24 protein-coding genes are annotated in these 23,730 nt (G+C 65.8%); 13 read left to right on the top strand and 11 right to left on the bottom strand.

Going from position 1 to position 23,730, the window contains the following annotated elements:
- Positions 1-26 precede the first annotated feature (26 nt).
- The 6 genes from chrA to HBH26_RS09110 all read right to left on the bottom strand — a co-directional run bounded on the left by chrA (position 27) and on the right by HBH26_RS09110 (position 5,440).
- Positions 27-1,442, bottom strand: a complete 1,416-nt coding sequence (gene chrA, locus HBH26_RS09135) for a chromate efflux transporter (protein WP_168134301.1) — start codon at positions 1,440-1,442, stop codon at positions 27-29.
- A complete protein-coding gene (locus HBH26_RS09130) occupies positions 1,439-2,266 on the bottom strand; it encodes a chromate resistance protein ChrB domain-containing protein (RefSeq protein ID WP_168134300.1) in 828 nt (275 codons plus the stop codon). Before HBH26_RS09130 ends, chrA begins: the two co-directional genes overlap by 4 nt.
- Before the next feature lie 169 nt (positions 2,267-2,435).
- Complete coding sequence (locus HBH26_RS09125; protein WP_168134299.1) at positions 2,436-3,158, bottom strand: MobA/MobL family protein; 723 nt, start codon at positions 3,156-3,158, stop codon at positions 2,436-2,438.
- 98 nt (positions 3,159-3,256) lie between these two features.
- Positions 3,257-3,790 carry a hypothetical protein gene (locus HBH26_RS09120; protein WP_239024691.1) on the bottom strand — a complete coding sequence of 178 codons (534 nt, stop codon included), beginning with the start codon at positions 3,788-3,790 and terminating at the stop codon, positions 3,257-3,259.
- A gap of 87 nt (positions 3,791-3,877) precedes the next feature.
- Positions 3,878-4,507: a hypothetical protein gene (locus tag HBH26_RS09115; protein ID WP_168134298.1), complete on the bottom strand. Its 630-nt coding sequence runs from the start codon at positions 4,505-4,507 to the stop codon at positions 3,878-3,880.
- A gap of 93 nt (positions 4,508-4,600) precedes the next feature.
- Entirely contained in the window at positions 4,601-5,440 is an 840-nt protein-coding gene (locus tag HBH26_RS09110) for a 3'-5' exonuclease family protein (RefSeq protein ID WP_168134297.1), read from the bottom strand.
- Positions 5,441-5,696: 256 nt separating this feature from the next.
- Between HBH26_RS09110 and dcm the strand changes: the two genes are divergently transcribed.
- From dcm to HBH26_RS09090, 4 genes are all read left to right on the top strand, one after another.
- Positions 5,697-6,965 carry a DNA (cytosine-5-)-methyltransferase gene (dcm, locus tag HBH26_RS09105; protein WP_168134296.1) on the top strand — a complete coding sequence of 423 codons (1,269 nt, stop codon included), beginning with the start codon at positions 5,697-5,699 and terminating at the stop codon, positions 6,963-6,965.
- Positions 6,966-6,972: 7 nt separating this feature from the next.
- Positions 6,973-7,422, top strand: coding sequence for a very short patch repair endonuclease (locus tag HBH26_RS09100; RefSeq protein ID WP_168134295.1), 450 nt, complete (start codon positions 6,973-6,975; stop codon positions 7,420-7,422).
- Entirely contained in the window at positions 7,419-8,636 is a 1,218-nt protein-coding gene (locus HBH26_RS09095; RefSeq protein ID WP_168134294.1) for a type II restriction endonuclease, read from the top strand. Before HBH26_RS09100 ends, HBH26_RS09095 begins: the two co-directional genes overlap by 4 nt.
- A 235-nt stretch (positions 8,637-8,871) precedes the next feature.
- The gene (locus HBH26_RS09090; protein ID WP_168134293.1) at positions 8,872-10,893 is read left to right on the top strand and encodes a site-specific integrase; all 2,022 of its coding nucleotides are present in this window, start codon (positions 8,872-8,874) and stop codon (positions 10,891-10,893) included.
- Positions 10,894-11,092: 199 nt separating this feature from the next.
- On the opposite strand, the gene HBH26_RS09085 is transcribed toward HBH26_RS09090, so the two are convergent.
- Positions 11,093-11,824: an SDR family oxidoreductase gene (locus HBH26_RS09085; protein WP_168134292.1), complete on the bottom strand. Its 732-nt coding sequence runs from the start codon at positions 11,822-11,824 to the stop codon at positions 11,093-11,095.
- Positions 11,825-11,882: 58 nt separating this feature from the next.
- Positions 11,883-12,818 carry an SDR family oxidoreductase gene (locus HBH26_RS09080; RefSeq protein WP_168134291.1) on the bottom strand — a complete coding sequence of 312 codons (936 nt, stop codon included), beginning with the start codon at positions 12,816-12,818 and terminating at the stop codon, positions 11,883-11,885.
- Between the two features lie 81 nt (positions 12,819-12,899).
- Between HBH26_RS09080 and HBH26_RS09075 the strand changes: the two genes are divergently transcribed.
- The gene (locus tag HBH26_RS09075) at positions 12,900-13,508 is read left to right on the top strand and encodes a TetR family transcriptional regulator (protein WP_168134290.1); all 609 of its coding nucleotides are present in this window, start codon (positions 12,900-12,902) and stop codon (positions 13,506-13,508) included.
- A 118-nt stretch (positions 13,509-13,626) separates the two neighbouring features.
- Here HBH26_RS09075 and HBH26_RS09070 read toward each other — a convergent pair whose 3' ends face one another.
- A complete protein-coding gene (locus HBH26_RS09070; protein WP_168134289.1) occupies positions 13,627-14,520 on the bottom strand; it encodes a LysR family transcriptional regulator in 894 nt (297 codons plus the stop codon).
- Positions 14,521-14,621: 101 nt separating this feature from the next.
- On the opposite strand from HBH26_RS09070, the gene HBH26_RS09065 reads away from it, so the two are divergent.
- Positions 14,622-15,488 (top strand): SDR family oxidoreductase, encoded by an 867-nt coding sequence (locus tag HBH26_RS09065; RefSeq protein WP_168134288.1) that lies wholly within the window; start codon positions 14,622-14,624, stop codon positions 15,486-15,488.
- A gap of 60 nt (positions 15,489-15,548) precedes the next feature.
- On the opposite strand, the gene HBH26_RS09060 is transcribed toward HBH26_RS09065, so the two are convergent.
- Positions 15,549-16,298 (bottom strand): SDR family oxidoreductase, encoded by a 750-nt coding sequence (locus HBH26_RS09060; protein ID WP_168134287.1) that lies wholly within the window; start codon positions 16,296-16,298, stop codon positions 15,549-15,551.
- Positions 16,299-16,397: 99 nt separating this feature from the next.
- Here HBH26_RS09060 and HBH26_RS09055 point away from each other — a divergent pair, with 99 nt between their 5' ends.
- Entirely contained in the window at positions 16,398-17,312 is a 915-nt protein-coding gene (locus HBH26_RS09055; protein ID WP_168134286.1) for an AraC family transcriptional regulator, read from the top strand.
- A gap of 199 nt (positions 17,313-17,511) precedes the next feature.
- On the opposite strand, the gene HBH26_RS09050 is transcribed toward HBH26_RS09055, so the two are convergent.
- Positions 17,512-18,606 carry an aldo/keto reductase gene (locus HBH26_RS09050; RefSeq protein WP_168134285.1) on the bottom strand — a complete coding sequence of 365 codons (1,095 nt, stop codon included), beginning with the start codon at positions 18,604-18,606 and terminating at the stop codon, positions 17,512-17,514.
- A 95-nt stretch (positions 18,607-18,701) separates the two neighbouring features.
- Here HBH26_RS09050 and HBH26_RS09045 point away from each other — a divergent pair, with 95 nt between their 5' ends.
- The 6 genes from HBH26_RS09045 (at position 18,702) to HBH26_RS09020 (ending at position 23,337) form a co-directional block, all read left to right on the top strand.
- The gene (locus HBH26_RS09045; RefSeq protein WP_168134284.1) at positions 18,702-19,586 is read left to right on the top strand and encodes a LysR family transcriptional regulator; all 885 of its coding nucleotides are present in this window, start codon (positions 18,702-18,704) and stop codon (positions 19,584-19,586) included.
- Between the two features lie 154 nt (positions 19,587-19,740).
- A complete protein-coding gene (locus HBH26_RS09040) occupies positions 19,741-20,070 on the top strand; it encodes an ArsR/SmtB family transcription factor (RefSeq protein ID WP_046411098.1) in 330 nt (109 codons plus the stop codon).
- Between the two features lie 10 nt (positions 20,071-20,080).
- A complete protein-coding gene (arsC, locus tag HBH26_RS09035) occupies positions 20,081-20,509 on the top strand; it encodes an arsenate reductase (glutaredoxin) (RefSeq protein ID WP_168134283.1) in 429 nt (142 codons plus the stop codon).
- Entirely contained in the window at positions 20,509-21,573 is a 1,065-nt protein-coding gene (gene arsB, locus HBH26_RS09030; protein WP_209308453.1) for an ACR3 family arsenite efflux transporter, read from the top strand. Before arsC ends, arsB begins: the two co-directional genes overlap by 1 nt.
- Positions 21,570-22,328 (top strand): arsenical resistance protein ArsH, encoded by a 759-nt coding sequence (arsH, locus tag HBH26_RS09025; RefSeq protein ID WP_168134282.1) that lies wholly within the window; start codon positions 21,570-21,572, stop codon positions 22,326-22,328. Before arsB ends, arsH begins: the two co-directional genes overlap by 4 nt.
- Positions 22,329-22,563: 235 nt before the next feature.
- Positions 22,564-23,337: an alpha/beta fold hydrolase gene (locus HBH26_RS09020; RefSeq protein ID WP_168134281.1), complete on the top strand. Its 774-nt coding sequence runs from the start codon at positions 22,564-22,566 to the stop codon at positions 23,335-23,337.
- Positions 23,338-23,730 lie beyond the last annotated feature (393 nt).

Genomic DNA, 23,730 nt, shown 5'->3' with positions numbered 1-23,730 from the left:
CCATGCCATCCTCCGCCGTTCGTTGTTCAACCTATCAGTCCGAGTAGATGCAGAGCGACGCCCAAAGTCGAGCTCGCGATCAGCGTCGTGATGATGCCGAGGCGCAACCGGAAGACGGCGGCGACCGCTGCCAAGGCGAGCAGCGTTGCCCACAGATCGAGGCTGGCGATAACGGGCGCGTCGAAGCGTATCGGCCCGAGCGACACTGCGGACGTCTCGCGGAACAGGGTGTGAAGGGCGAACCAGACGGCCAGGTTCAGCACGACGCCGACTACCGCGGCCGTGATCGCCGACAGCGCCCCCGCGACCGCGGCGTTGCCGCGCAGCCGCTCGATGAATGGCGCGCCGAGAAAGATCCACAGGAAGCACGGCACGAACGTCACCCAGGTCGCGAGCAGCCCGCCGAGCGTCCCCGCCAGCAGCGGCGAGAGCGCTCCGGGGTCGCGATACGCGCCGAGGAAGCCGACGAACTGCAGGACCATGATCAACGGACCCGGCGTCGTCTCCGCCATGCCAAGACCGTCGAGCATTTCCTTGGGCTGCAGCCAGCCGTAACTCTCGACCGCCTGCTGCGCTACATAGGCGAGCACGGCGTAGGCGCCGCCGAACGTCACCATCGCCATCGTCGAGAAGAAGGTGGCGATGCGACTGAACACGTCGTCGGGGCCGAGCGCAGCGATCAACGCGGCGACGGGGACGAGCCACAGGGCGAGCCAGAGCAGCGCCGTCCGCGCCGTCTCGCCCCACGTCGGGCGCGCATGCGCGGGCAGTTCCTCGCCGAGTAGCGTGTCGGCATCGGCGACGACGTCGCCGCCGTTCGATCCGTGTCCGCCGCCGCCCTTGAACGCGGTCGATCCCTGCCGACCGGCCCACCAGCCGATGACACCGGCGGCGAGGACGATCAGCGGGAAAGGCGCGCCCAGGAAGAAGATGAGGACGAAGGCGACGGCCGCGAGTGCGCGGGCTGCGCCGGTCTTGAGCGCTCGCCCGCCGATCCGGACGACCGCCTGCAGGACGACCGCCAGCACCGCGGCCTTCAGCCCGAAGAACAGCGCGGAGACGATGCCGATCCGGCCGTAGAGGACGTAGATCCAGCTGAGCGCCATGATGGCGACCGCGCCCGGAATGACGAACAGCACGCCGGCGACGATGCCGCCCTTCGTCTTGTGCATCAGCCATCCGATGTAGGTGGCGAGCTGCTGCGCCTCCGGCCCGGGGAGCAGCATGCAGTAGTTGAGCGCGTGCAGGAACCGCTGCTCGCCGAGCCAGCGCTTCTCCTCGACCAGGATGCGATGCATCACCGCGATCTGCCCGGCCGGTCCGCCGAAGGACAGCAGTGCGATGCGCAGCCAGACCCAGAAGGCCTGTCGAAGCGTCACCGGTTCCGGTCGCTTCGGGACGGCAAACTCGGCCGTGGGCGACGTGGTCGCGGCGGCGGTCATGCCGACGCCTCCGTCCGCTTGGCGGGCTGATGGGACGACCAATTGTGCTTCTCGCCCTGGGCATCGCGGCACCAGCGATACAGCGCGTCGTAGATCGCCATGCCGGCTTCGAGCTGGACGTGGTCCTCGCTGTGCTGGCGCGACAGACCGAGCGAGATGGCGAGCAGGCCGGCCGCCTCGGGCGCGACGTCGAGCCGATCGGTGTCGGCGCCGCGCACGATCGCGGCGAGGCGCGCAAGCGGCTCGTGGTCGGAAAGCCCGAACGCCTCGACCATGACGTCGAAGGTGCAGCGCTCACCGCGGTGGCTCCAGAAGACGCCGTCGTCCGACACGTCGAAGGGTTCTGCCTGATGCTGACGGGCGACCGCCGAGACCTCGGCGGGCGCGGCGAACATGAAGCGCGCCTCGGGATCGACGAACCGACGGATCAGCCAGGGGCAGGCGATACGATCGACTTTCGGGCGCGAGCGGGTGACCCACCAGGTCCGTCCATCCGCGTGGCGCGGCGGGAGGTGCGCGAAGGACACGGTGGGCGTTCCGGCCTCGGCCCACGTGGCGAACCCGCCCTCCAGCGTCTCGGCAGCCAGCCCCTCGCTGCGCAGAAAGGCTGCCGCCGCGGCTGCCGGCCCTTCGCCGCGCGCGTCGACGACGACGAAGGCGGACGCGTCGAGAAGCGGGCGCAAGCCCACGTCGTCGGCGTTCCGAATCAACGAGCCGGGTATTGCCTCTTTCGGATCGGATCGCACATCGATGACGACGGGCGATCCCGGCAGCGCAACGAGGCGCGACAGCTTGTCGACTGTTATCGTGTTGGGTGCAGGCATGACGCGTCCTTGGCGTGATCAACAGGACGCGATGCTTCGGCTGACGCCTCGTGGGGAGATCGCGGTCCCCATGATTCTAATAATCAGCGCACCAGTCATGAAGTCAACGAGGAATCCGCATGTCCATCTTTCATGCGCCAGGCATGTCTCCCACCTAAAGCCTTCAGCGTCAGGTCGAGTTTGCAATGGAACCTATCCGCCGTTCTTGGATCGAAGAAGGGATTTGCTGCCCGGCCAAGCATCGCCGGCGCCATGCGAGTTCAAGCCGCCGTTGCGCCTGCCACGACCCGATCCATGCCGGATGGCGCTGCCCGTGCCGATAGTCGCGCCGCCAGTGCAATCCGGTAACGATCAGGTGTGAGTGTGGGTTGACGATCCACCCGTCGAGGCCCTCAAGAGCATGGATCGCCCATGCGACGCCGGCACCGCGGCCGGCCAGTTCCTGCGCCACGAAACCGTTCACCAGCTGCCGCCACTCGTCGGTCCGAATCGACGCCGGGATTTCCATCATGACGTGCCATGCCGCGACCGCGGTGGGATCGCCTGTCGCTACAGTCGCGGCATCTGCCTCTTCCCAGATGTCATAGCCGCGGGTGGCCCATAACGGTGCGCTGGCGGGCAACATCAGCCCCGCACCGCGCAATTCACAGCGGCGCTCAGCGAATTTTGCCGGCATCGGTCCGAACCTGTCGGCTGCGTCGCTATCACGCCAGATGTAAGCGACGTTGGCGACGGCGGTTTTGTAAGCGGGCATGCGACGGTCGAGCCGCCACGCCTCGCTGATCGGCCGGACCGCGAAGTCCGGATGGTCGCCGACTTGGCGGTCGCGCGGGCGGGCGAACAGGATGCGCTTCATCGCATCGACGTCGGCTTTGGTGATGTCTGGGGTCATCGGTCTCTCCTTGAAACGGCGACGCCGCCCGGATGAGGGGCGGCGTCGCAGGGCGTCGCGACGGGCGCGAGGTTGATGGCTGGGGTTAGGCGGCGGGGTCAGCCGAACCGCACGACCGTCTCGATCGGCACCGTGTCCGGCGCGATGGTGTCGGAGCCCCACGGCACGTGACGGTTCCCGGCCAGCAGCTCGTCACCCATGGTCTTCGCCGCAGCCTTGATCCGCTTCATGGCGAGCCGACGCCCGGCGCCGAGCGACTTCGGCCTGCCTGGCACTCGCGCCAGCGAGCCGCGCTGGTCGATGACGAAGTGTTCGTCGCAGCGTGTGCTGACCAGCACGATGGGGGCCTGGTCGTTGGCGGCATAGGGCAGCGCCCGGTTGATGACGTCGACCGTGAGCAGGCCGCGCCAGGCGATCGTGAAGCCGGCGGGTGTGGTCGCGCCGACGCTGGCCCAGCCGGAGTAGATGATATCCTTGCCGAGCATCTGCGCGATGCGTCCCAGTTCCATGCCCACCTCGAAGTCGCTGGTCTTTCCGCTACCGAACGCGAGGCAATCGTTGGCTGGCTTGAACAGCGGCCAGCCCATCTGCTGGCGCAGCGCGAGCATCGTCTTCTGGTGGCGCAGCATCATATCCATGAGTTCATCCTTTCGTATGACGGCCTGTCGGCCGGGGCATTTTTCCGCTTCCCTGCGGAACCCGCTTTCCAAGTCTGACGATCAGCCCGCCCGCTTCACGAGGCGCAGTCGCTTGCGCTGTGCGACCCAAGCGTCGGTCGCCGCCTCCGCGTCGAGGCCGGCCAACCCCGCCGCGCGGACGAACACGCGCCAGATGGCCAGCGCCTCGTCGGCGAGATCGTAGCGAACGCCCTCGATCCGCCCGGATGCCCAAGCGCAAGAGACGGTGTCGGCATCCCATTGCGGCGCACGGATCGCCATGTCGGCCGCGATGGTCGCGAGCGCCGCCGTGCCATGGCCGAGCGCGAGATCGACCACTGCACCCTGCAACAGCCGGTGAAGGCGCCCGAGGAAATGATGCGCGACGATCGGCGGCGCGGTCGCCGCCGCGTCGAGCAGCGTCGGCATCAGCGCGTGATCGACGTGCCAGCCGATCAGCGTGCCTTGCGCGGGCAGGCGATCCGCGATGTTCTCCAGCACGGCCGCCTCCGGCACCCCGGCCGGTATCGCGCTGACGCGGCGGGCGAACCGCCAGCGACCATCCTCGTACCTGGCAATGAACAGGCCGACGCCGATGAGCTGACGCTCGGCGGGATAGCGGCCGTCGGTGGACGCCGGCACGGGGACGGTGGCGGCGGTCATGGCGACCCAGGTGTTGGGTGTATCTGTCATATCGATCCTCGGTGGACGCGCGCCATCGCGCCGCCGGACGTGTCGGCAGCGATGGTGCGGTGGTGGAGATGGCGGGCAGTCAGCCCGGCGACGTCAGAAGCCGGCGGCGGCCCCGGCGGTGAAGGCGGCTTCGTCGCGCTCCTGCGTGACGCGGCGTTCGGCCCTGGCGAATGCCGCCGCCGCCCGCAGTGCCGGTGCTCGCGCGCGTGCGGCCCGCGCCGGCCGGCATTCGGCGAACGGTCGCAGGTGGGCGAGACCCGGCTCGCGTTCGAGCCAAGCAGCGAGATCGGCGAGCGGCAAGACGATGCTCGCCTCGTCCGAATTCACGAAGGCGATGAAGTGCAGCCAGCACAGGTAGGTGGCGAGCACGTCCTCGCGGACATAGTCGCGGATCGCGCCATACTGCCCCGCCCGCCACAGCGCGCCCACGTCGCCGCCACTGGTGCTGGTCTTGATGGGGATGTCGAGCGCGTGGCAGATTTCGGCCAGCGCCACCGGCCGCGCCCCGCCCAAGCCTCCGAACTGATCCGCGAGGTCGCAATGCGCGCCATCGAACCGGCCGGCGAACGTTTGCCGCGCCAGCCCGGCATGGTCGAAGCCGGGCACGTGCTTCATGGCTTGGATGGCGAGCACGCGGTTATCGAAGCCACGCGAGTTGAAACCGATGCCGGTCGCGTCCGCCGGCAGCTGCTGCTCGACCTTAGCGTGGAATGCGGCCTCCTCACCGGGCCTGCACATCAGTGTGGCAAGGCGAAACGCATAGCCCTCCGTCGTCCATCGCGCGGTCAGGAACGCCGCGGCGACTGGGCGATGTCGCGGCCAGGGCGGAAAGGAACCGTCGGCCGGCTCCTCGTCGCAGATGGTCTCGATGTCATAGACGACGACGTGATGCTCGTTAAACGCGTCGCGTTGGGGCAACGGCCCTCGGCGCATGTCTTGTCTCCTTCAGGACCGAGCGGCAGCGAGGTTTTTCCCCACTCCTGTCACGGTCAGAAGAACGGCCGCCCATGCGGCTTTTCCACGCCAGCCTCATGCGGGCCCCGCCGGTTGGATGGGTCAGGGTGACTTCTTTCTCTGATTGTCTGCGAGCGGCAACTTATATATGTTCCACTAACGTTCCACGATTTCGGTTGACGCGGGGAATCATCGGCGACAAAAAGTCCTCATTGATTCCCCATGAGGTGCGACGATGACCGAGTTTCTGACTGCTGATCGTCGCGAGGTGTTGGCCCGGGCGCGAGAACTCTACACCCAGAAAGAGCTGGCCGAACGTCTCGACTATACGGCGAAGCAGATTGGCCGATGGGAGCGCGGCGAGGTGGACGTGCCAGCCGCCATCGTGCCGGCGCTGCAGCAGGTCATCAGCGACCGTGCCGGTTATCGTGACGATCACGAAGCTGATTTCACCTTCATAGACCTTTTCGCCGGCATCGGCGGTATCCGGCTGGGGTTCGAGGAAGCCGGCGGTCGGTGCGTGTTCACCAGCGAGTGGGACAAGTTCGCGCAGAAGACATACATCGAGAACTTCGGCGACGACCACGGCATCCACGGGGACATCACCAAGGTCGATGCCAGTGAAATTCCCGACCACGACGTCCTGCTGGCGGGGTTCCCGTGCCAGCCGTTCAGCCTCGCGGGCGTGTCGAAGAAGAATGCACTGGGCCGGCCTCACGGCTTCGAATGCACGACGCAGGGAACGCTGTTCTTCGACGTCCAGCGCATTATCGCGGAGAAGCGACCGAAGGCCTTCCTGCTGGAGAACGTGAAGAATCTTGTCAGCCACGACGGCGGCAACACCTTCCGCGTCATCATGGAGGTGCTGGAGAAGACGCTTGGCTATGTGGTGCGGCCAATGGTCGTCGATGGCCGCCGGTTCGTTCCCCAGCACCGCCAGCGCATCCTGTTGGTGGGCTTCCAGCAGGACGTGGGCTTCGACTGGGAAAAGGTGCTGGCGAAGATGCCGGCGGTGGCGGAAGGACCGCGCCTGCGCTCGATCCTGCACCCCGAAGACGGCAAAGAAGCCGACGTCGACGACCATCGTTACATCGGCGCCGACGGCAAGGTGCAGAAGAAGTACACGCTCACCGACCGCCTGTGGCAGTATCTGCAGGGTTATGCGGAGAAGCACCGGCAGGCTGGCAACGGCTTCGGCTGCAGCGTTGTCGGCCCGACCGATACCAGCCGCACGCTGTCGGCGCGTTATTACAAGGATGGCTCGGAGATCCTGATCTCGCGGGGCAAGCGGCGCAATCCGCGCCGGCTGACGCCGCGGGAATGCGCACGGTTGATGGGCTATCCCGACACGTTCCGCATTCCGGTGTCGGATACCCGAGCCTACAAGCAGTTCGGCAACTCGGTCGTCGTGCCGCTGATCGCGGAGGTGGCGGCGGCGATGAAGCCGGGTATCATGCACCTCGTGAAAGGCGAGCCGCTCCAGTTCGAGCTCCCGCAGGACTGAAGCGGCGATGGTCGACGTTGTCGACACGGCGACCCGCAGCCGGATGATGTCCGGCATCCGGGGTCGCGACACCAAGATCGAGGTGGCGATCCGCAAGGCCCTGCACGCCCGCGGGCTGCGATATCGCACGGATGTGCGTGGCCTGCCTGGGCGACCGGATATTGTGCTGCCTCGCTGGCGGGCGGCCGTGCTGGTCCATGGGTGTTTCTGGCACGCCCATGATTGCGGGCTTTGCCGCATTCCTGCAACCCGCCCGGACTTCTGGCGGCAGAAGCTGGAGGGCAATGCTGCCCGTGACGCGCGGAACCTGACCGCGCTGCTCGATGCTGGCTGGCGGGTGGCGACGGTATGGGAATGTGCCTTGCGCGGCAAAGGCCCACAGGCTCTGATCGACGTTACCGACCGACTCGCCACATGGGTCCGCGGAGAGGACCGGATGATCGAGTTGCGCGAATGAAAAAGGGTCACCTTTCCGAATATTTCATCGACTTTGCAGTGAAGACGCTGAGCGCGGTCGAGGCGGACCGGCACCGCTCGAACCAGCACGAGTTCGACGGGGTCAGCAGGTTGCGAGCGATGTTGGGCGACGACGACAAGCGCAATATCCCCGCGGTCTTCATCTATCTCAATGACGACGATCCGGAGCCGCTGCGCGAGGAAGGCTTTCTGAGCTGGTATGATGCCCGGCGTGCGCACCCGACACGGACCGAATATCGCCTCTACTTCCCTGACACGGTGGTATCAGACAACGCCACCGAAGGCGATCTGTTGATCATCGCCCAGCGTCCCGACGGGACGCTGATGGTCATTATCGCCGAGGGTGAATCCACGGTCGCCAACCAGCTGCTGTGGCTGTTCGGCGTCGGCGAGGCAAAGCTGCCAGGCTTCTCCGTTAAAGGTGAACTGGAAGCCGATCAGGTGCGGCTCGAGTTCGCCTCCCGTCTGATCCTCGAAGAGATCGGTGTCGTCGTCGAGCAGGTCGACGAGAACTATCTCGACCAGATGCTCGAGCGGTTCGGTGGTCGCTTCCCGACCACCCGCGAATTCTCCGATTACGCGCGCCGAACGCTGGGCGACATCGATCTCACTGCCGACCCCGATGCCGCCGTGTTGGCACTGATGGAACGCGAGGAAGTCCTGTTCCGCACGATGGAGCGCCATCTGATCGGCGACCGCTTGCAGGGTGGCTTCGCCGAGGTCGACGACTTCCTCAAGTTCAGCCTGTCGGTGCAGAACCGGCGAAAGTCACGAGCGGGCAGCGCACTGGAGAACCACCTCGAACATCTGTTTGGCCTGCTGGGACTGAAGTGCGACCGCACGCCGGTAACGGAGGGCAAGGCGAAGCCTGATTTCCTGTTTCCCGGCACCGCCGCGTATCAGGATCTGGCTTTCCCGGCCGAGTTGTTGACGATGCTCGGTGTCAAGTCGACGTGCAAGGATCGCTGGCGGCAGGTGCTCGCCGAGGCCGACCGCATTGCCGACAAACACCTGCTGACGCTGGAGCCGTCGATCAGCACCAATCAGACCGACGAGATGCAACAGCGCCGGCTTCAGCTTGTTCTGCCGCGCGGTCTGCACGAGACGTTCACCAAGGCGCAGCAGGGCTGGTTGATGCCGGTGTCGGATCTTGTGGCGCTGGTGCGCGATCGTCAGGTCTGCGCTGGATTTTGATGAGCAGCGCAATCGGCACTGGACACCTACACACAACCGATTCACAAGAGCGCGGCAATCCTGCGAGAACCGCGGATTTCCACCGGTCTGGGCGCTAGGTAATTCGGTCTCGAATCCTGTCTCCCCGACCAACTCCCGCTAAGTTACTGATTTCACGTCGCCAACCCGGCGATCGGGAACCGTTGCACCCACGGTTGTACCCATCGCTGTACCCATCGGGGGCCAAGGCGTGGGATTGCCGAACCTGAAACTGCGCGGCGGCAGCTATCATTGGCGGCGCAAGATCATGGTGGCAGGCCAGCCGCTGCCCCTCTCCATTTCGTTACGCACCGGGAATTTCTACCGCGCGCGCCTTATATCCGACCGACTGAGCGTCGCAGTCGAGGGTTTGCGCATGGCCTATGGTCAGTTCACCGGCATGAGCCGCGAGCAGATGAAGCAGGTGTTCGGCGACGCCCTGCGCTGGCAGTTGCAGCGGATCGAGCAGGATCAGGCCGGCAGCCAGGCGGACGCGGGCGATCACGCCACTGCGAACTCGCTTCACGCCGAGGCATGGGAGTTCCTCGCCCGCGGCGGTGTCGCGGCACGCTGGACGCTCGACGAACATCAGCGCCTCGTTGCGAATGGCTGGAGTCCCGCGCAGGCCAAGACCGTCGCGAACATCGTCTTCGATCTTCAGAACGGCGGCACCATTTCCGGTGCGCAGGTGGCGACCTATAGCGCGACCTTCGGCTTCCCCGTCACGGCGGACAATGTCGGGCGCGTTCAACGCCTGATTTGCAAGGCGAAGGCAGCGGCGTGCCGCGAGGCGACGGCGCGGCTTTCCTGGCGCGAAGACGAAAGCGAGGCATGGATCGACGAAGCACTCGGCGACGACACCCCATTCGCGTTCGAACGATCCGCGCTCACCGCCGCGCCAGAGGTCGTCACGCCTGTCCCCCCTGCCCCGGCTGTGGATGACGAACCAACGCCCCCGCCGCCGATCCGTCCGAAGAAGGACCTGATCGAAGCCAGCGAGGAAGCGATCGCCGAGCACCAGAAGGCCGGCGACTGGGACACCGATACGGTCAAGCAGGTGCGGACCGCGATCCGCCTGTTCGATTATGCCTGCGGCACCGGGATCCTGATCGAGGACCTCCAACAATCCCACGTCCGCGCGTTCACCAAGCTATGTGCCGCCCTGCCGAACCGCTGGGGCCGAACCCGCGAGGAACGCGCCGGCGGCTTCGAGGCCAGCCTTGCCCGTGCCGCGACCCTGCCCGCGTCCGAAGTCGGCCTCGGCCAGGTGACCATCAACAAGCATCTCACGTGGGTGACGTCTGTCCTCGACCATGCCGCGGGCGAGGATGGCGATGAGACGGGGCATCGCCCTGCGATCCCGCTTCTGTTCAAGACGGCGCGGAAGGGTGCAGGCAAGGGCCCGCGCAAGGACCGAAAGCGCAAGCGTGACAAGCGCGCCAATTGGACGAAGGCCGAGGTCGCGCGTCTGCTGTCCGCGCCGATCTGGACGGGCGCCAAGGGGATCGACCATCGCCTGACGCCCGGGACCGAGATCATCCACGACGCTTGGTACTGGATACAGCTCATGCTGCCCCTGTATGGCGGCCGCAGCTCCGAACTCGCTGGCCTAGGGCTGGCGGAAGTTCACGAGCAGGACCCGATCCCCTATTTCGTCATCGACTATACCGAGGATCGCCCGCTCAAGAACGTCCAGTCGATCCGCAAGCTGCCGATCCATCCCGAGCTGATCCGGCTCGGCTTCATCGACTATATCGGCGAACTGCGCCGTGCCGGCTGCACGATGCTCTTCCCCGAGATGGTTTCGGCCGACTCGTCCAGCTTCGCGAGCACCTTCTACAAGGCGATCTTCATCAAGCTGCGGCGCTGGGCGTTCCCCGAAGGCACCGAATGGCGTCGCCGCATTGGCGGCGCGTGGAAAGACAAGGACGCCCACAGCTACCGCGGCCTCGCCACCACCATGTTGAAAGGCCGCGTGAGCGACAGCCTACGCTGCGACATCTTCGGCCACGAAGGCGAAACCGAAACCGCCAGCACTTACGACGATGAGGCAGATCTGGAGTTAAAGCTCGGCGCTCTGATGCTGCTGACGCCCCTTACCGCCCATATCCAGCCCCATCTGCCGATTAGGATTAGGCCATTGGAACGCCTCCGCCACGGCGCATCATGGCGGCGACCACGTTTGAAGACCACGAAGTCGGGAAGCTTGAATGGAGCGGCTTCAATCGGAAAGAGGTAGGGCGGTCCTTGGCCAATTCACTTTCTGTCCAGGAGTTCGAAGACCCAGAAACCGCCGTTCAGGCGGGTATTCGCGTTGCCCGCGAGCAAACGCTCGTTCCTGTGACCGCTTTGACTGAGACGATCGTCTTAAATTCCGAACGAACTGCCTGAGCCGAAAGGTACATCGGTCGGGCCGCCGTCAAGCCCCTGCAGCTTGGTTATGCCTGCGCGGTCGGCCTGATCACGATCTCGCCGACGTTCACGCCCGCGGGCTGTCCAATGGCGTAGGCGATTGCCTCAGCGATGGATTCCGGCGGCATGGCGATCGATCCGCCTGCCGCGATCTGCTCCCGCAGCACCTCATCGCGGATATGGTCGGCAAAGCCAGTGGCTGTAAACCCGGGCGTGAGGGTGGTGACGCGGAGGTCGCCAGCAAGCTCCTGGCGCAGCCCGTCGCAGATCGCGACGACGGCCGCCTTTGTACCTGAGTAGACCGCCATGTTCGGGACGATCTTGCGCGCCGCCGTTGACGCCACCGCGATGAAGTGGCCGGAACCCTGGTCGCGGAAGATTGGCAGCGCCGCGGCAATGCTCCACAGGACGCCCTTGACGTTCACGTCCACCATCGTCTCCCAGTCGTCCAGCGCAAGCGCGTCGACCGGGCCGATCGGCATGGCACCCGCATTGGCGACGAAGACATCAAGGCGACCAAAGGTCGCGACCGCGTGCTGCGCCAACATGGCCACGTCCTCGCGCCGTCGGACGTCGACCGGAACACAGGTTGCCGCCCCACCACTAAGCGTGATCTGGCCGACAAGGCGCCGCAGCCGGTCCTGGTTTCGCGCGCCCAGCACCACCTTTGCGCCTCGCTCGGCGAGATATCGGGCTGTCGCCTCGCCCATTCCGCCGCTCGCCCCGGTGATCGCCACCACCGCACCTTCAATCTGCATTGTGCTTTTCCTTCCGTGTTGCGCGGGTCAAGGACCCATGCAGCATCAATCGCACCTCTTAGGCGTTCCGAGGATGGGACGTCCTATTCGGGAAGCGGACGCCGGTCAGTTCCTCGGAAACCTGCCACAGGTGCGCCGCCACGTCCTGATCCAGCACCTGCGGCGGAATCTTCGCGAGGGTGGGATAGCCGCGTACCTCGGCGATGCCGTCCGGCCCGTAATAAGCGCCTCCGGCCGCATCCAGCGCGGTGGCCGCGTAGAGCGTCGGCAACGCGCCGCGGTCGGCTGGCTGGAACAGGAATGGCAGCAGCGTCCGCGCGAGCCCGTGGGCGCTACGGCGGCCGGGCCCGTTGTGAAGCAGGTCCGTCCGCGCGATGCCGGGATGCGAGGCGATGCTGACAATGCCCAGGCCCGCGGCGTCGCTTCGCCGCTGCAGCTCCAGCGCAAACATCAGGCAGGCGAGCTTCGACTGGCTATACGCCTTCATCGCCGCATAGCTGCGCGTAGAGTTCAGGTCATCAAATTCGATGGCCCCTGCACGCGCAGCCACGCTCGACAGAGAGACCACGCGCGCGCCTGCGCGCAGGATTGGCAGAAGATGCGCCGTAAGGGCGAAGTGGCCGAGGTGGTTGGTCCCGAGCTGCAATTCGAAGCCGTCGGCGGTCACCTTCCGACGCGGCGGGACCATCACGCCAGCGTTGTTGATCAGCATGTCCACGCTCTCGTGACGCTGGGTAATGCGAGCGGCGAACGCCGTGACCGAAGCGAGGCTGGCAAGGTCCAAATCCTCGAAGCGGACGTCCGCCGAGGGGAGCATCGTGCGGATGCGGTTCAGTGCCGCAGCTCCTTTGGCGCCGTTCCTACCAGCAAGAACGACGGAAGCTCCCGCACGCGCCAGTGCGACGGCGTCCTCGAACCCAAGGCCGCCGGTTCCGGTCACGATCGCTGTCCGGCCGCGTTGCGGGGGAATGTCGTCCTGGGTCCACCTTGCCATCTTCGTGCCTTTCCGATAAATCTGCACTCGGTGTAAGTTACTATATGCACTCAGTGCAACTATTTTCTTCAAGGCGTGCTTGTGGCCGATGCATCCGATGTTCCTCCGCCGACCGGCGTAAGGGAGCGCAAGCGACGCGAGACGCTACGGCGGATCACCGACGCTGGCGTGCGCCTGTTCATTGAAAAGGGTTTTGACGGGACAACCGTGGACGAGGTGGCCGTCGCCGCGGGCATCTCGCGGCGCACCTTCTTCCACTACTTCGACTCCAAGGACGACATCCTGCTCTCGTTGCAGAGCGACATCGGCGAGCTCTTTGCTGCGGAGGTCCGCAGGGCACCGACCGCCGATACCCCGTTCGAGGTGGTCCGCGACGCGGCGTTGACCGTCTGTGCGTCGTTCCCACATGACGATATGCTGGCCCTCGACCGGCTGATGCGTGGAAGCGCCTCGGTGCAGGCCCGCAAACAGGCGAGCTATCGACAGCAGGAAGAGGCGCTCTTCTCTGCGCTGCGCGAGCGCTGGCCCGAACCCGAGCGGGAAACGCGGCTGCGGGTGGTGGCGATGGTAGCCGTCGGCGCCACGCGGCTCGCGTCCGAGACCTTTAGCCGGGAGAACGGCACCCGGCCCTTCGACGCGATTCTTCGCGATGCTTTCGACGGGCTGGCCGCGGAATTCACCGCGGGCTGAGTTGCGCGGTTAGCTGAGGCTGGCCAGACCCAAACGCCGACATTCGCAGCGAGGCAGGCGCTGCCCGAAAGCCGTCGCTCGTTCAGGTTGGGCGTCGTGGTCAGGGAGCTGTTGACGGTCAGCAACGATCATCCAAATAGGTTGCGAGTTCTTCGGCCGTCCCGTTCGGAAAGGATTGCCGCAGGTAATCCAAGAACGCCGCCACCCTCGCGTTCAGCAAGCGTCGCGAGGGGTAGAGCGCCCATAGCGCGATGCGTGAGGTTCGGACATCGCCCCACGCGATCAACCGCCTTCTTGCGATGTCCCGACTGACCAGCGAGAGGGGCAAGCGCGCCACGCCGGCTCCAAGAAGCACCGCATCCCGGATCATCACCAGCGAAGACAATCGGAGCACCGGATTGATCGGGATTGCGCGTTGCCCATCGGCGGTGTCTATCGTCCAGCTGCTCTCGACGTCGCGGTCGCGCACCACAGCAGGGAAGATCACGCCTGCTAGCGGCGCTAGGTCGGGTGCAGCGACGACGATCAGGCGGTCGTGGAGGAAGGGTCGGCCCACCAAAGCATCGTCTGCCGCCGGGTTGACGCGAATGACCAAATCATAGCCTTCCTCGACCATGTCGACCGCGCGATCGTCGGTTGTGACCTCCAATTGGACGTCGGGATGGCGCTGCGCGAACCCGGCCGCCAGCGAGCCCATCGCGGTCTGAGAGAAGAGCAGCGGCGCGCTGATCCTGAGGCGTCCACGGACTGCTACGCTGCCCGATGCGATCTCGATGGTCGTCTCCTCCAGCTCAGCAAGCAGAGCGCCTGCCCTCTCGGCCAGCGCCCGCCCCTCCTCGGTCAGCTTGAGGTCCCGCTGGCCGCGCTCGAACAGGCGCAAGTCGAGCGCGACCTCCAGCTCCGACACGCGGCGCGACAGCGTCGCCTTGGGCCTGCGCGCGGCGCGCGCGGCTTTGCCGAAGCCACCATGACGGGCGACGAGCGTGAAGTCGGCGAGCGCGAGCAGGTCCATATCGTTCCACCCATGAGACGGCGCGTCCAGATCGCGCGTCTAGTTGCCTGAAGATGGATCACGCATCTTGCTCGGGTCAGCAAGACCCAAGGAGAAGCCTCATGACCATCCTCGTAATCGGCGCCACCGGACGCGTAGGCCGCCATGTCGTCGAACAGCTTGTCGCCCGCGACGCCGCTGTCCGCGTCCTCACCCGTGACCCTGCCAAGGCGACGTTTTCGACCGGCGTCGATGTTGCCAAGGGCGATCTGCTCGATATCGACGCCCTGCGCGCAGCCTTTGTCGGCGTAAGGACGCTGTTCCTTCTCAATGCGGTGACCGGCGACGAGTTCACCCAGGCGATCGTCACGCTCAACGTCGCGCGAGAGGCCGGTGTCGATCGCGTCGTCTATCTGTCGGTGTTCGACGCCGACCGCGCCGTCAACGTACCGCACTTTGCGGTGAAATCGGGTGCCGAACGAATGCTCGAGGCGATGGGCTTCGGCGCCACCATCCTGCGCCCGACCTATTTCATCGATAACGAGGCGATGGTGAAGGACGTGATCCTGCAGCACGGCGTCTATCCGATGCCGATCGGCGGCAAGGGCGTGGCCATGGTCGATGCACGCGACATCGCCGAGGTCGCGGCGATCGAGCTGATCCGGCGCGACCGCGCACCCGGCAAGCTTCCGATCGAGACGATCAACGTGGTCGGTCCGGAGACGCTGACCGGCGAGGACGTGGCAGCGATATGGTCCGACGTCCTCGGGCGCCCCGTCGCCTATGGCGGCGACGATCCCAGCGGCTTCGAACAGAACATGGCGACCTTCATGCCGCGCTGGATGGCCTATGAGATGCGGCTGATGGCCGAGCGCTACGTCAGCGACGGGATGATCCCGAAGGCCGGCGACCGCGAGCGCCTGGAGAGCCTGCTCGGGCGGCCCCTGCACGACTATCGCGAGACGGCAGTCCGGCTCGCTTCCGCCTGATCTTCGGGCGGCGGCCCGGCGGCCAGCGGGTGGGTACCCGCCGGCCGCCGGATTCGCGCGTCAGGCGGCGTCGGCCATCCAGGCGATCGCATCTGCGCCAGCGGGTATCTTGAGCGGTGCAGACGGGTTGGTCGCGGCCTCGAACACGGCAGCTGCGACGTCCTGGGCATGGGTGACCGGCCCTGTGTCCTCCTGGAACTGTTTCATCATGCCTTCGATCAGCGGTTTGTAGTCGGGATCGTCGAGACCGCGCAGGTGCGGCCTTGCATTCGCGCCGAACTGCGTCGTCGGGGAACGGCCGGGCAGCACGATGTGGACGCGCACGCCGAACGGCTGCATCTCGACCGCCAGGCTTTCGGTGAGCGCATTCACCGCGGCCTTGCTGGCGCGATAGGTGCTGACCAGCGGCAGCGGCTTCAGCGTGACGGTCGAGGTCACGTTGATGATCACGCCGGATCGCCGCTCGCGGAAAGCCGGCAGAAACGCCTGCATCATCGCAAGCGTGCCGAGCGTGTTGGTCTCGAAGAGTTGGCGCGCCGTCTCGAACTCGATGAGTTCGATCGGGACCGCGGCGCCGAAACCGGCATTGTTGACGAGCACGTCGATCGAGCCTGCCTGCGCAACCGCGCTGGCGATGCTGTCACGGTCCATGACGTCGAGCGGCAGGATGGTGAGCCGGTCGGACGACGGCAGCAGGCCCGGGTCAGGCGTGCGCATCGTCGCGACGACACGCCAGCCGCGATCGAGGAATAGTTTTGCGGTGTCGAGACCGAAGCCCGAGGAACAGCCGGTGATAAGGACGCTGGGCATGTCTTGCTCCATTGACGAGTACGGGAGCGCGGAAGATGGTTTCCTCGATCAAGACTGCCTATGGTTAACAATCCTGACTTCATTGGCGATCGTCCTGACATGACCATCGATCCGCTTGCCGAGATCGTGACCCTGCTGCGGCCCTCCGCGAGCTTTTCGAAACTCGTCGAATATGCCGGACGCTGGCGCATTCGCCGCGACGTCGAAGGCAAGCCTGTCTATTTTGCGGTGCTGGAAGGCGAATGCCGGGTGGTGAACGCCGGTCAAGCCTCGACCGTTGTCCGGGCCGGCGACTTCGTGCTGCTGCCTGCCACTGGCGATCGGGCCATCGACGGCATCGAGAGCATGGACCCACCGCCCGACGGCGCCGCCATGAGCCCGACCGAAATCGGCGAGGGCCGGTTCCGCATCGGACAAGCCGATCAGCCCATCAATCTGCGCATGCAGGTGGGCATCTGCTCTTTCGCGTCGCCGGACGCCGCTTTGCTCGTGTCCTTGCTACCGGCGATGGTGGTGGCACGTGGCGAGCCGCGGCTGGCCACGTTGATGGACCTGGTCGGCGACGAGACCCGCAAGGCGAGGCCCGGGCGCGAATTGGTGTTGGAACGCTTGCTCGAGGTCCTGCTGATCGAGGCGTTGCGCTGCGGCTCCGGTCCGGCCGCCATGCCGAGCGTCGCGCGGGGCCTGTCCGACGATCGGCTGGTCGCCGCCTTGCGAGCCATTCACGCGCGCCCCGCGCATCCGTGGACTGTCACGGACTTGGCCGCCGAGGCGGCCATGTCGCGCTCCGCCTTCTTCGCGCGCTTCACCAGGACCGTCGGCATACCGCCGATCGAGTATCTGCTCACCTGGCGGATGGCGTTGGCGAAGCGCCTGTTGCGCACGCGCGGTCTCGCGATCGGTCAGGTGGCCGCCGAGGTCGGCTATGGGTCGGCCAGCACGTTCAGCACCGCCTTCACCCGGCACGTCGGCATGCCGCCCGTGCGCTATGCGCGAGTGCCGGAGACAGCCTGACGACGTGGAAAGCGTCTTCGTATGGATCCGCGCTTTTGACCCAATTGCGGCAATCCAGGCGGGTAGCGGCGGCGCTTGAAGGCAGACGCTCATTGACGCGAAGGCGAACATTTACACAATCGCCTCGGAACTCGAACGATCTTTGTCGATCGACAGGTGAGCCAGCGAGTCTGCAAACGTCGATCGCGAGAGGGCGGCGCTACCCCCAGGCCTTCACCGAGTTCACGCCGAAGATGCTTTCGCGCGGCAGGTCGAAGATGAAGTAGGGGTTCAGCCGCGGCGGCGCTCCTACCGCGTCCAGCCGTTGCTGCTGATCCGGCGTCAACACGATGTCGAGTGACGCCGCGTTTTCCCGCACCTGTTCGGGCCGACTCGCCCCCATCAACACAGAGGAGATGCCCGGCCTCCCCGTCACCCAGGCAAGGGCCACCTGCGCCATGGGACGGCCGATTTCCTCAGCTATGGCGCGCACTTCGTCCACGATGCCGAAGTTTGCCTCGGTGAACAGCATGCCACCATAGGGATTGTCGCCGTTGAGGCGGCCGTCGCTACCGCCGGTGTGTTCGCCGCCCTTGTTTGGCACGCTACCAGCCGGTCCGAAGGCGGCGAGCTTCTCCCGCCCGTACTTGCCCGTGAGCATCCCGAAAGCGAGCGGGCTCCACGCCACCAGTCCCAGGCCCAGCGCACCACCGGCGGGCACCAGATCCAGCTCCACGCCGCGATCGATCAGCGAGTAGCTGTACTGAAGTCCGATCGGCTTGGGCAGCCCGTGCGCGCGCGCCAGTGTCGCGATTTGCGCGGCGTACCACGCAGGAGCGTTGGAGAAACCGTAGTAGAGGATGTCGCCCCGCCGCACCGCATCAGTCAGCGCGCGTAGCACCTCCTCGACCGGCGTCGTGCGATCCCACACATGCGTCCAATACATGTCGATATGACCGGTGCCCAGTCGCCTGAGCGATCCTTCGAGGCCGTCGCGGATGTTGCGCGCTGAGTTGCCGCCGGCCAGCGGATTGCCCTCCCCGCGCGAAAAGCCCGACTTTGTGGCGATGACCATCCGGTCGCGACTGCCGCGCTCGCGCAGAAAGCGACCAATCATCGCCTCGCTCTCGCCACCGGAATACACGTCCGCCGTATCGATGAAGTTGCCGCCCATGTCGGCATAGGCATCGAAGATGGCGCGCGATCCGGCCTCGTCAGCACCCCAGCGACCGGCACCGAAGGTCATCGTGCCCAGCGCTAGCGGGCTCACTGCCAGCCCCGAGCGGCCAAGCGTGCGGTAGTCGGTCATGTCCATGGCTCATCACTCCTCCTGTTGCAGTGGAGGTAAAGCATGGAAGATCGCGGGATTAGCCGTTGCGAACCGCAAGGGCTTGTGAGCATGATGCATCAATGCGGCGCGGCGACCTCGACGATCTCGCGGCATTCGCCAGCGTCGCACGGCACCGCAGCTTCACGCGGGCCGCCGCGGAACTCGGCCTCTCCCCATCAGCGCTCAGCCACGCGATGAAGGCATTGGAGGCGCGGCTCGGCGTCCGCCTCCTCGCTCGCACTACCCGCTCGGTCGCACCGACTGCGGCGGGTGAGCAACTCCTGCGCTCGCTTGACCCGGCACTGAAACAAATGGCGCAGGGTCTCGCGGCGCTCGCGGACTGGCGCGGGGCGCCTTCGGGCACCGTGCGGCTGGCGACGTTCGGCTATGCGGCGCGCACCATCCTGGCGCCGCGGCTGCCGCGCTTTCTGCTCGACCATCCCGATGTGTCGATGGAGGTCACCGTCGAAGACCGGCTGATCGACCTGGTGGCGGGTGGCTTCGACGCCGGCATCCGGCTCGGCGAGACGGTCGAGCGCGACATGGTGACCGTACCGGTCGGTCCGGACCTACGCACGGTGGTGGTCGGCACACCCGCCTACTTCGCGCGCCACACCCCACCCGAGACGCCTGCTGATCTCGATCGCCACGTCTGCGTCAACTACCGTTTGCTGGGCGGTGGCGGGCTGCTTCCGTGGGAGTTCGAAGATGCCGGTCGAGAGGTGAGGCTGAGGGTACCTGGGCAGCTCATCGTCAACGATGAAGTTCTGGCGGGGGCCACGGTGCGCGCCGGCGCTGGGCTCGGCTACATGATGGAACACGATGTGGCAGACGAGATCGCCGATGGTCGGCTTGTTCAGGTCCTCGCAGCCTGGTGCCCAAGCTATCCGGGTTGCCGCCTTTACTATCCCGATCGGCGGGTCACACCAGCGCTGCGCGCATTGATCGAAGCATTGCGCGTGTGACCAGAACCCTGGCCGTTTCGACCCAGTTGCGGACGTTCACCTGCCTAAAAGCAAATCCCGGTAGCGGACGTTCATTCAGGCAACTCTCACTTCCAAACCATCGGTATATCCCGATTAGAATTGACAGGCTAGACCTATCGGATAAAGCCGATGAATGGATACACCTGATGCGCTAGCGGCGCTCGCCGCGCTTTCCCATCCGACACGCCTGGATGCGTTTCGGTTGCTTGTGCGGCATTCCCCTGACGGTTTGCCGACAGGGGCGCTCGTGGAGGCAAGCGGGCTTATGCAAAGCACCTTTTCGACCCATCTCGCGGTACTGGCAAAGGCCGGCCTCGTGTCCGCCGAGAAGCGCGGACGGCAGCAGATTCAGCACGCCCGCCTCGATACCCTGCGACAGCTGATGACCTTCCTTGCCAAGGACTGCTGCGAGGGCCGTGCTGAGCTGTGCGAGCCGCTGATCGCCGATCTGACCTGCTGCTGAGGGAGCCGACATGCCGACCGACATCGTCATCTATCACAACCCCGATTGCGGGACGTCGCGCAACACGTTGGCGATGATCCGCAATGCCGGGATCGAGCCGCACGTCGTCGAATACCTGAAGACGCCCCCCTCGCGCGCGTTGCTGATCGAGCTGATCGAGCGGGCGGGGCTGACGCCGCGCGCGCTGCTGCGCGAAAAGGGCACGCCCTATGCCGAGCTTGGCTTGGGCGACGAGAGCCTGTCTGACGAGGCGCTGCTCGACGCGATGATGACGCATCCGGTGCTTATCAACCGGCCGCTGGTGGTGACGCCGCTCGGCGTGCGGCTATGCCGGCCGTCCGAGGTCGTGCTCGATATCCTGCTTGAGCCGCAGCGCGCGGCGTTCGCTAAGGAAGACGGCGAGCAAATCGTCGACGCCGCCGGGCAGCGGGTGCGCTGATGGCAACGCTGGCAAGCGAGGCGCAGCGGCCCGGTATTGGGACGTTCGAGCGATACCTCTCGATCTGGGTGGCGCTCTGCATCGTCGCCGGGATCGGGTTGGGCCATCTCCTGCCCGGTGCATTTGCTGCGATAGCGGCGACCGAGGTGGCACGGATCAACCTTGTGGTCGCCGGCCTCATCTGGCTGATGATCGTGCCGATGCTGCTCAAGATCGACTTCCGCTCGCTCGGATCGGTGCGCCAGCACTGGAAAGGCGTTGGCGTCACGCTGTTCGTCAACTGGGCAGTGAAGCCGTTTTCGATGGCGGCGCTCGGCACCTTCTTCCTTGGCTGGCTGTTCGTGCCCCTGCTGCCCGCGGGCGAGATCCCCTCCTACATCGCCGGGCTGATCCTGCTGGCTGCCGCGCCGTGCACAGCCATGGTCTTCGTCTGGTCGAACCTTTGCGACGGGGAGCCGACATATACGCTGAGCCAAGTGGCGCTGAACGACGTACTGATGGTCTTTCTGTTCGCGCCGCTGGTCGGACTGCTGCTCGGCGTCGCGTCGGTGACGGTGCCGTGGGACACGCTGCTGCTGTCGGTCGCGCTCTACATCGTCGTGCCGGTGATCGCGGCGCAGGTCGTCCGCCGGGCGGTGCTCGCATGGGGCGGACAGGCGGCGCTCGATCGGGTGCTGGCGACGCTCGGCCCGGTATCGCTTGTTGCGCTGCTCGCGACGCTGGTGCTGCTGTTCAGCTTTCAAGGCGAGCAGATCCTCGCCCAACCCGCCGTCATCGCGCTGATCGCGGTGCCGATCCTCATCCAGGTCTATCTGAACGCCGGCATAGCCTATTGGCTTTCGAAGCGGCTGGGTGTCGCCTGGTGCGTCGCAGCGCCCGCTGCACTGATCGGTGCCTCGAACTTCTTCGAGCTGGCGGTTGCCGCTGCCATCAGCCTGTTCGGACTGAAGAGTGGCGCCGCGCTTGCTACCGTCGTCGGCGTGCTGGTCGAGGTTCCGGTGATGCTCAGCGTCGTCGCCATCGTGAAGCGGACGCGCGGATGGTATGAAGGAGCAAGCGCATGAGCCGCCTGCGCACACTGACCGACGCCGACCATCTGCCCGCGCTCGATCCCACCTTCGTCATCCGGCGACCCGCTGCGGGACTGGGCGAGGATCAACCGCCGCCGCGCATCCTCCTCCTCTACGGCTCGCTGCGGGAGCGCTCCTTCTCGCGCCTCGCGGTTGAGGAGGCGGCCCGGCTGCTGCAACTGTTCGGTGCCGAGACGCGCATCTTCGACCCACGCGATCTGCCACTGCCCGATCAGGTGCCCGGCGATGACCACCCCGCCGTCCACGAACTTCGCGACCATGCGCTCTGGTCGGAGGGCATGGTCTGGTGCAGCCCCGAACGGCACGGCCAGATCACCGGCATCATGAAGGCGCAGATCGACCATCTGCCGCTCGAGATGAAGGGCATGCGCCCGACCCAAGGCCGCACGCTCGCGGTCATGCAGGTCTCGGGCGGCTCGCAGTCGTTCAATGCCGTGAATACGCTTCGCTTGCTCGGGCGCTGGATGCGGATATTCACCATCCCGAACCAGTCGTCGGTTGCGATGGCCTACAAGGAGTTCGACGAAGCCGGGCGCATGAAACCATCCGCCTATTACGACCGGATCGTCGACGTGATGGAGGAGCTAGTTCGCTTCACGGTCCTGCTTCGCCCGCACGCGACGCAGCTGGTCGACCGATATTCCGAGCGGAAGTCTGCCGGGATCGCCTACGCAGCTGAGGACCACTCGGCCATCGCGATTGGGCTGCAGCCGGTTGAGACGTCGTGACATTCGCCGCCTCGCTTTGACCCACAAGCGGCCATCCAGTGCAAACGTAGCGCTACTCGCAAGCGGTCGCTCGTTCATATTCAAGGACCCTTTTCTGAACAGGAAGACTTACCCGGCTCACCGCCTTCTGGCGTGGGCCTCGGGGCCGATCTCCAGCGCCCGTCAGCCGATTAAGGCCGGGCCCGCGAAGCGACCGTGCTCGTTGAGCTTCTCACAGCGACAAGGCGGAGGCGGCATGAACACGATTGAGCGCGGCACTGGACGCACGCTGCTTCTGATCCACGGCCTGGGCGGGAGTTGGCGATCGTGGAGCACCGTCTTGGGCCCACTCAGCGCCTCGCGGAAGGTCATCGCAGTCGATCTTCCGGGCCATGGGGCTTCCCTTGCCGAGTCCGACAGCGGAACGTTTGATGGTCTGGTCGGCAGCGTCGAGCGGTACATCGCGGAGGCTGGCTTACCTGGCGTCGATGTTGTCGGCAGTTCCATGGGCGCGCGGATTGTGCTTGAGCTCGCGCGGCGCGGGCTCGTCGGCAACGTCGTCGCGCTTGATCCTGGCGGCTTCTGGCGAGGGTGGGAGCGAACCTTCTTCAGAACCACCATCGGCGCCTCCGGTCGCTTGCTGCGCGCCATCCGGCCGGCTCTGCCGGCGTTGAGCCGGAACGCAGCGTCGCGCACGGCGCTGCTCGCTCAGCTCTCCGCGCGTCCCTGGGCGCTTGACGGGGAGACCGTCGCGACCGAGCTGGAAGGTCTCAGTAGAACGCCGACGTTCGATGCGCTGGTCCAGAGCCTTGCCACGGGACCTGAGCAGTCCGGTCCCCCCGCTGCCGGCACCGGCCGGGTCGTCATCGGGTGGGGCAGGCAAGACCGGCTCTGCCTCCCCAAACAGGCTGCGCGCGCGCAGGCAGCCTTTCCCGGCGCCGAGCTCCACTGGTTTGATGGCAGCGGGCACTTTCCGATGTGGGACACGCCGGAGGAGACAGTCGCCGTCATCCTCGACGCGACGAGGTGAAGCTCCACCCGCTGGACGGCTCGCTTGCGTGATGTCGGCAGCATCGACCCACTTTTCGTCATTCAAGCGGCCTGACTTCGCTTCTGGAGGCGGACACTCGTTCATCTGACGGGTCCGAGGAACGTGACGGCCGTGCGTTTGCGGCATCAAGTGTGCTCGCCAAGCATTTCTGCGAGGAACGCGCGGCGAGCTAAAGGCCGAGGAAGGTACGCCGGCATTGTGCCGCATGTCACATCGCGGGGTGCCGCATCGTCATACCCACAGACTGTGGATCGGCGTGGAAAAGGGACCCCGGTAGCGGGGTGATCGGCGTCGAAAAAGGACCCCTCATCCCGGTGGTCTAGGCTGCTCGCTTGGCGGTGTGTCAGGCGGCGAGATCGGGATGCTGGTATT

Source organism: Sphingomonas corticis, assembly GCF_012035195.1.
Lineage (GTDB): Bacteria > Pseudomonadota > Alphaproteobacteria > Sphingomonadales > Sphingomonadaceae > Sphingomonas > Sphingomonas corticis.
The sequence above is the reverse complement of the archived record's forward strand: the minus strand, read 5'-3'. Positions and strand labels throughout refer to the sequence as shown.

Bases quoted from the DNA above. Each gene is read 5' to 3' on its own strand.
- HBH26_RS09085 (WP_168134292.1), bottom strand. From the start codon at position 11,824: ATGCAGATTGAAGGTGCGGTGGTGGCGATCACCGGGGCGAGCGGCGGA.
- HBH26_RS09055 (WP_168134286.1), top strand. From the start codon at position 16,398: ATGACCATCGATCCGCTTGCCGAGATCGTGACCCTGCTGCGGCCCTCC.
- HBH26_RS09115 (WP_168134298.1), bottom strand. From the start codon at position 4,507: ATGACAGATACACCCAACACCTGGGTCGCCATGACCGCCGCCACCGTC.
- HBH26_RS09065 (WP_168134288.1), top strand. From the start codon at position 14,622: ATGACCATCCTCGTAATCGGCGCCACCGGACGCGTAGGCCGCCATGTC.
- HBH26_RS09110 (WP_168134297.1), bottom strand. From the start codon at position 5,440: ATGCGCCGAGGGCCGTTGCCCCAACGCGACGCGTTTAACGAGCATCAC.
- HBH26_RS09080 (WP_168134291.1), bottom strand. From the start codon at position 12,818: ATGGCAAGGTGGACCCAGGACGACATTCCCCCGCAACGCGGCCGGACA.
- dcm (WP_168134296.1), top strand. From the start codon at position 5,697: ATGACCGAGTTTCTGACTGCTGATCGTCGCGAGGTGTTGGCCCGGGCG.
- HBH26_RS09070 (WP_168134289.1), bottom strand. From the start codon at position 14,520: ATGGACCTGCTCGCGCTCGCCGACTTCACGCTCGTCGCCCGTCATGGT.
- HBH26_RS09050 (WP_168134285.1), bottom strand. From the start codon at position 18,606: ATGGACATGACCGACTACCGCACGCTTGGCCGCTCGGGGCTGGCAGTG.
- chrA (WP_168134301.1), bottom strand. From the start codon at position 1,442: ATGACCGCCGCCGCGACCACGTCGCCCACGGCCGAGTTTGCCGTCCCG.
- HBH26_RS09095 (WP_168134294.1), top strand. From the start codon at position 7,419: ATGAAAAAGGGTCACCTTTCCGAATATTTCATCGACTTTGCAGTGAAG.
- HBH26_RS09045 (WP_168134284.1), top strand. From the start codon at position 18,702: ATGCGGCGCGGCGACCTCGACGATCTCGCGGCATTCGCCAGCGTCGCA.
- arsB (WP_209308453.1), top strand. From the start codon at position 20,509: ATGGCAACGCTGGCAAGCGAGGCGCAGCGGCCCGGTATTGGGACGTTC.
- HBH26_RS09125 (WP_168134299.1), bottom strand. From the start codon at position 3,158: ATGACCCCAGACATCACCAAAGCCGACGTCGATGCGATGAAGCGCATC.
- HBH26_RS09130 (WP_168134300.1), bottom strand. From the start codon at position 2,266: ATGCCTGCACCCAACACGATAACAGTCGACAAGCTGTCGCGCCTCGTT.
- HBH26_RS09020 (WP_168134281.1), top strand. From the start codon at position 22,564: ATGAACACGATTGAGCGCGGCACTGGACGCACGCTGCTTCTGATCCAC.
- HBH26_RS09040 (WP_046411098.1), top strand. From the start codon at position 19,741: ATGGATACACCTGATGCGCTAGCGGCGCTCGCCGCGCTTTCCCATCCG.
- arsC (WP_168134283.1), top strand. From the start codon at position 20,081: ATGCCGACCGACATCGTCATCTATCACAACCCCGATTGCGGGACGTCG.
- arsH (WP_168134282.1), top strand. From the start codon at position 21,570: ATGAGCCGCCTGCGCACACTGACCGACGCCGACCATCTGCCCGCGCTC.
- HBH26_RS09120 (WP_239024691.1), bottom strand. From the start codon at position 3,790: ATGATGCTGCGCCACCAGAAGACGATGCTCGCGCTGCGCCAGCAGATG.
- HBH26_RS09100 (WP_168134295.1), top strand. From the start codon at position 6,973: ATGGTCGACGTTGTCGACACGGCGACCCGCAGCCGGATGATGTCCGGC.
- HBH26_RS09060 (WP_168134287.1), bottom strand. From the start codon at position 16,298: ATGCCCAGCGTCCTTATCACCGGCTGTTCCTCGGGCTTCGGTCTCGAC.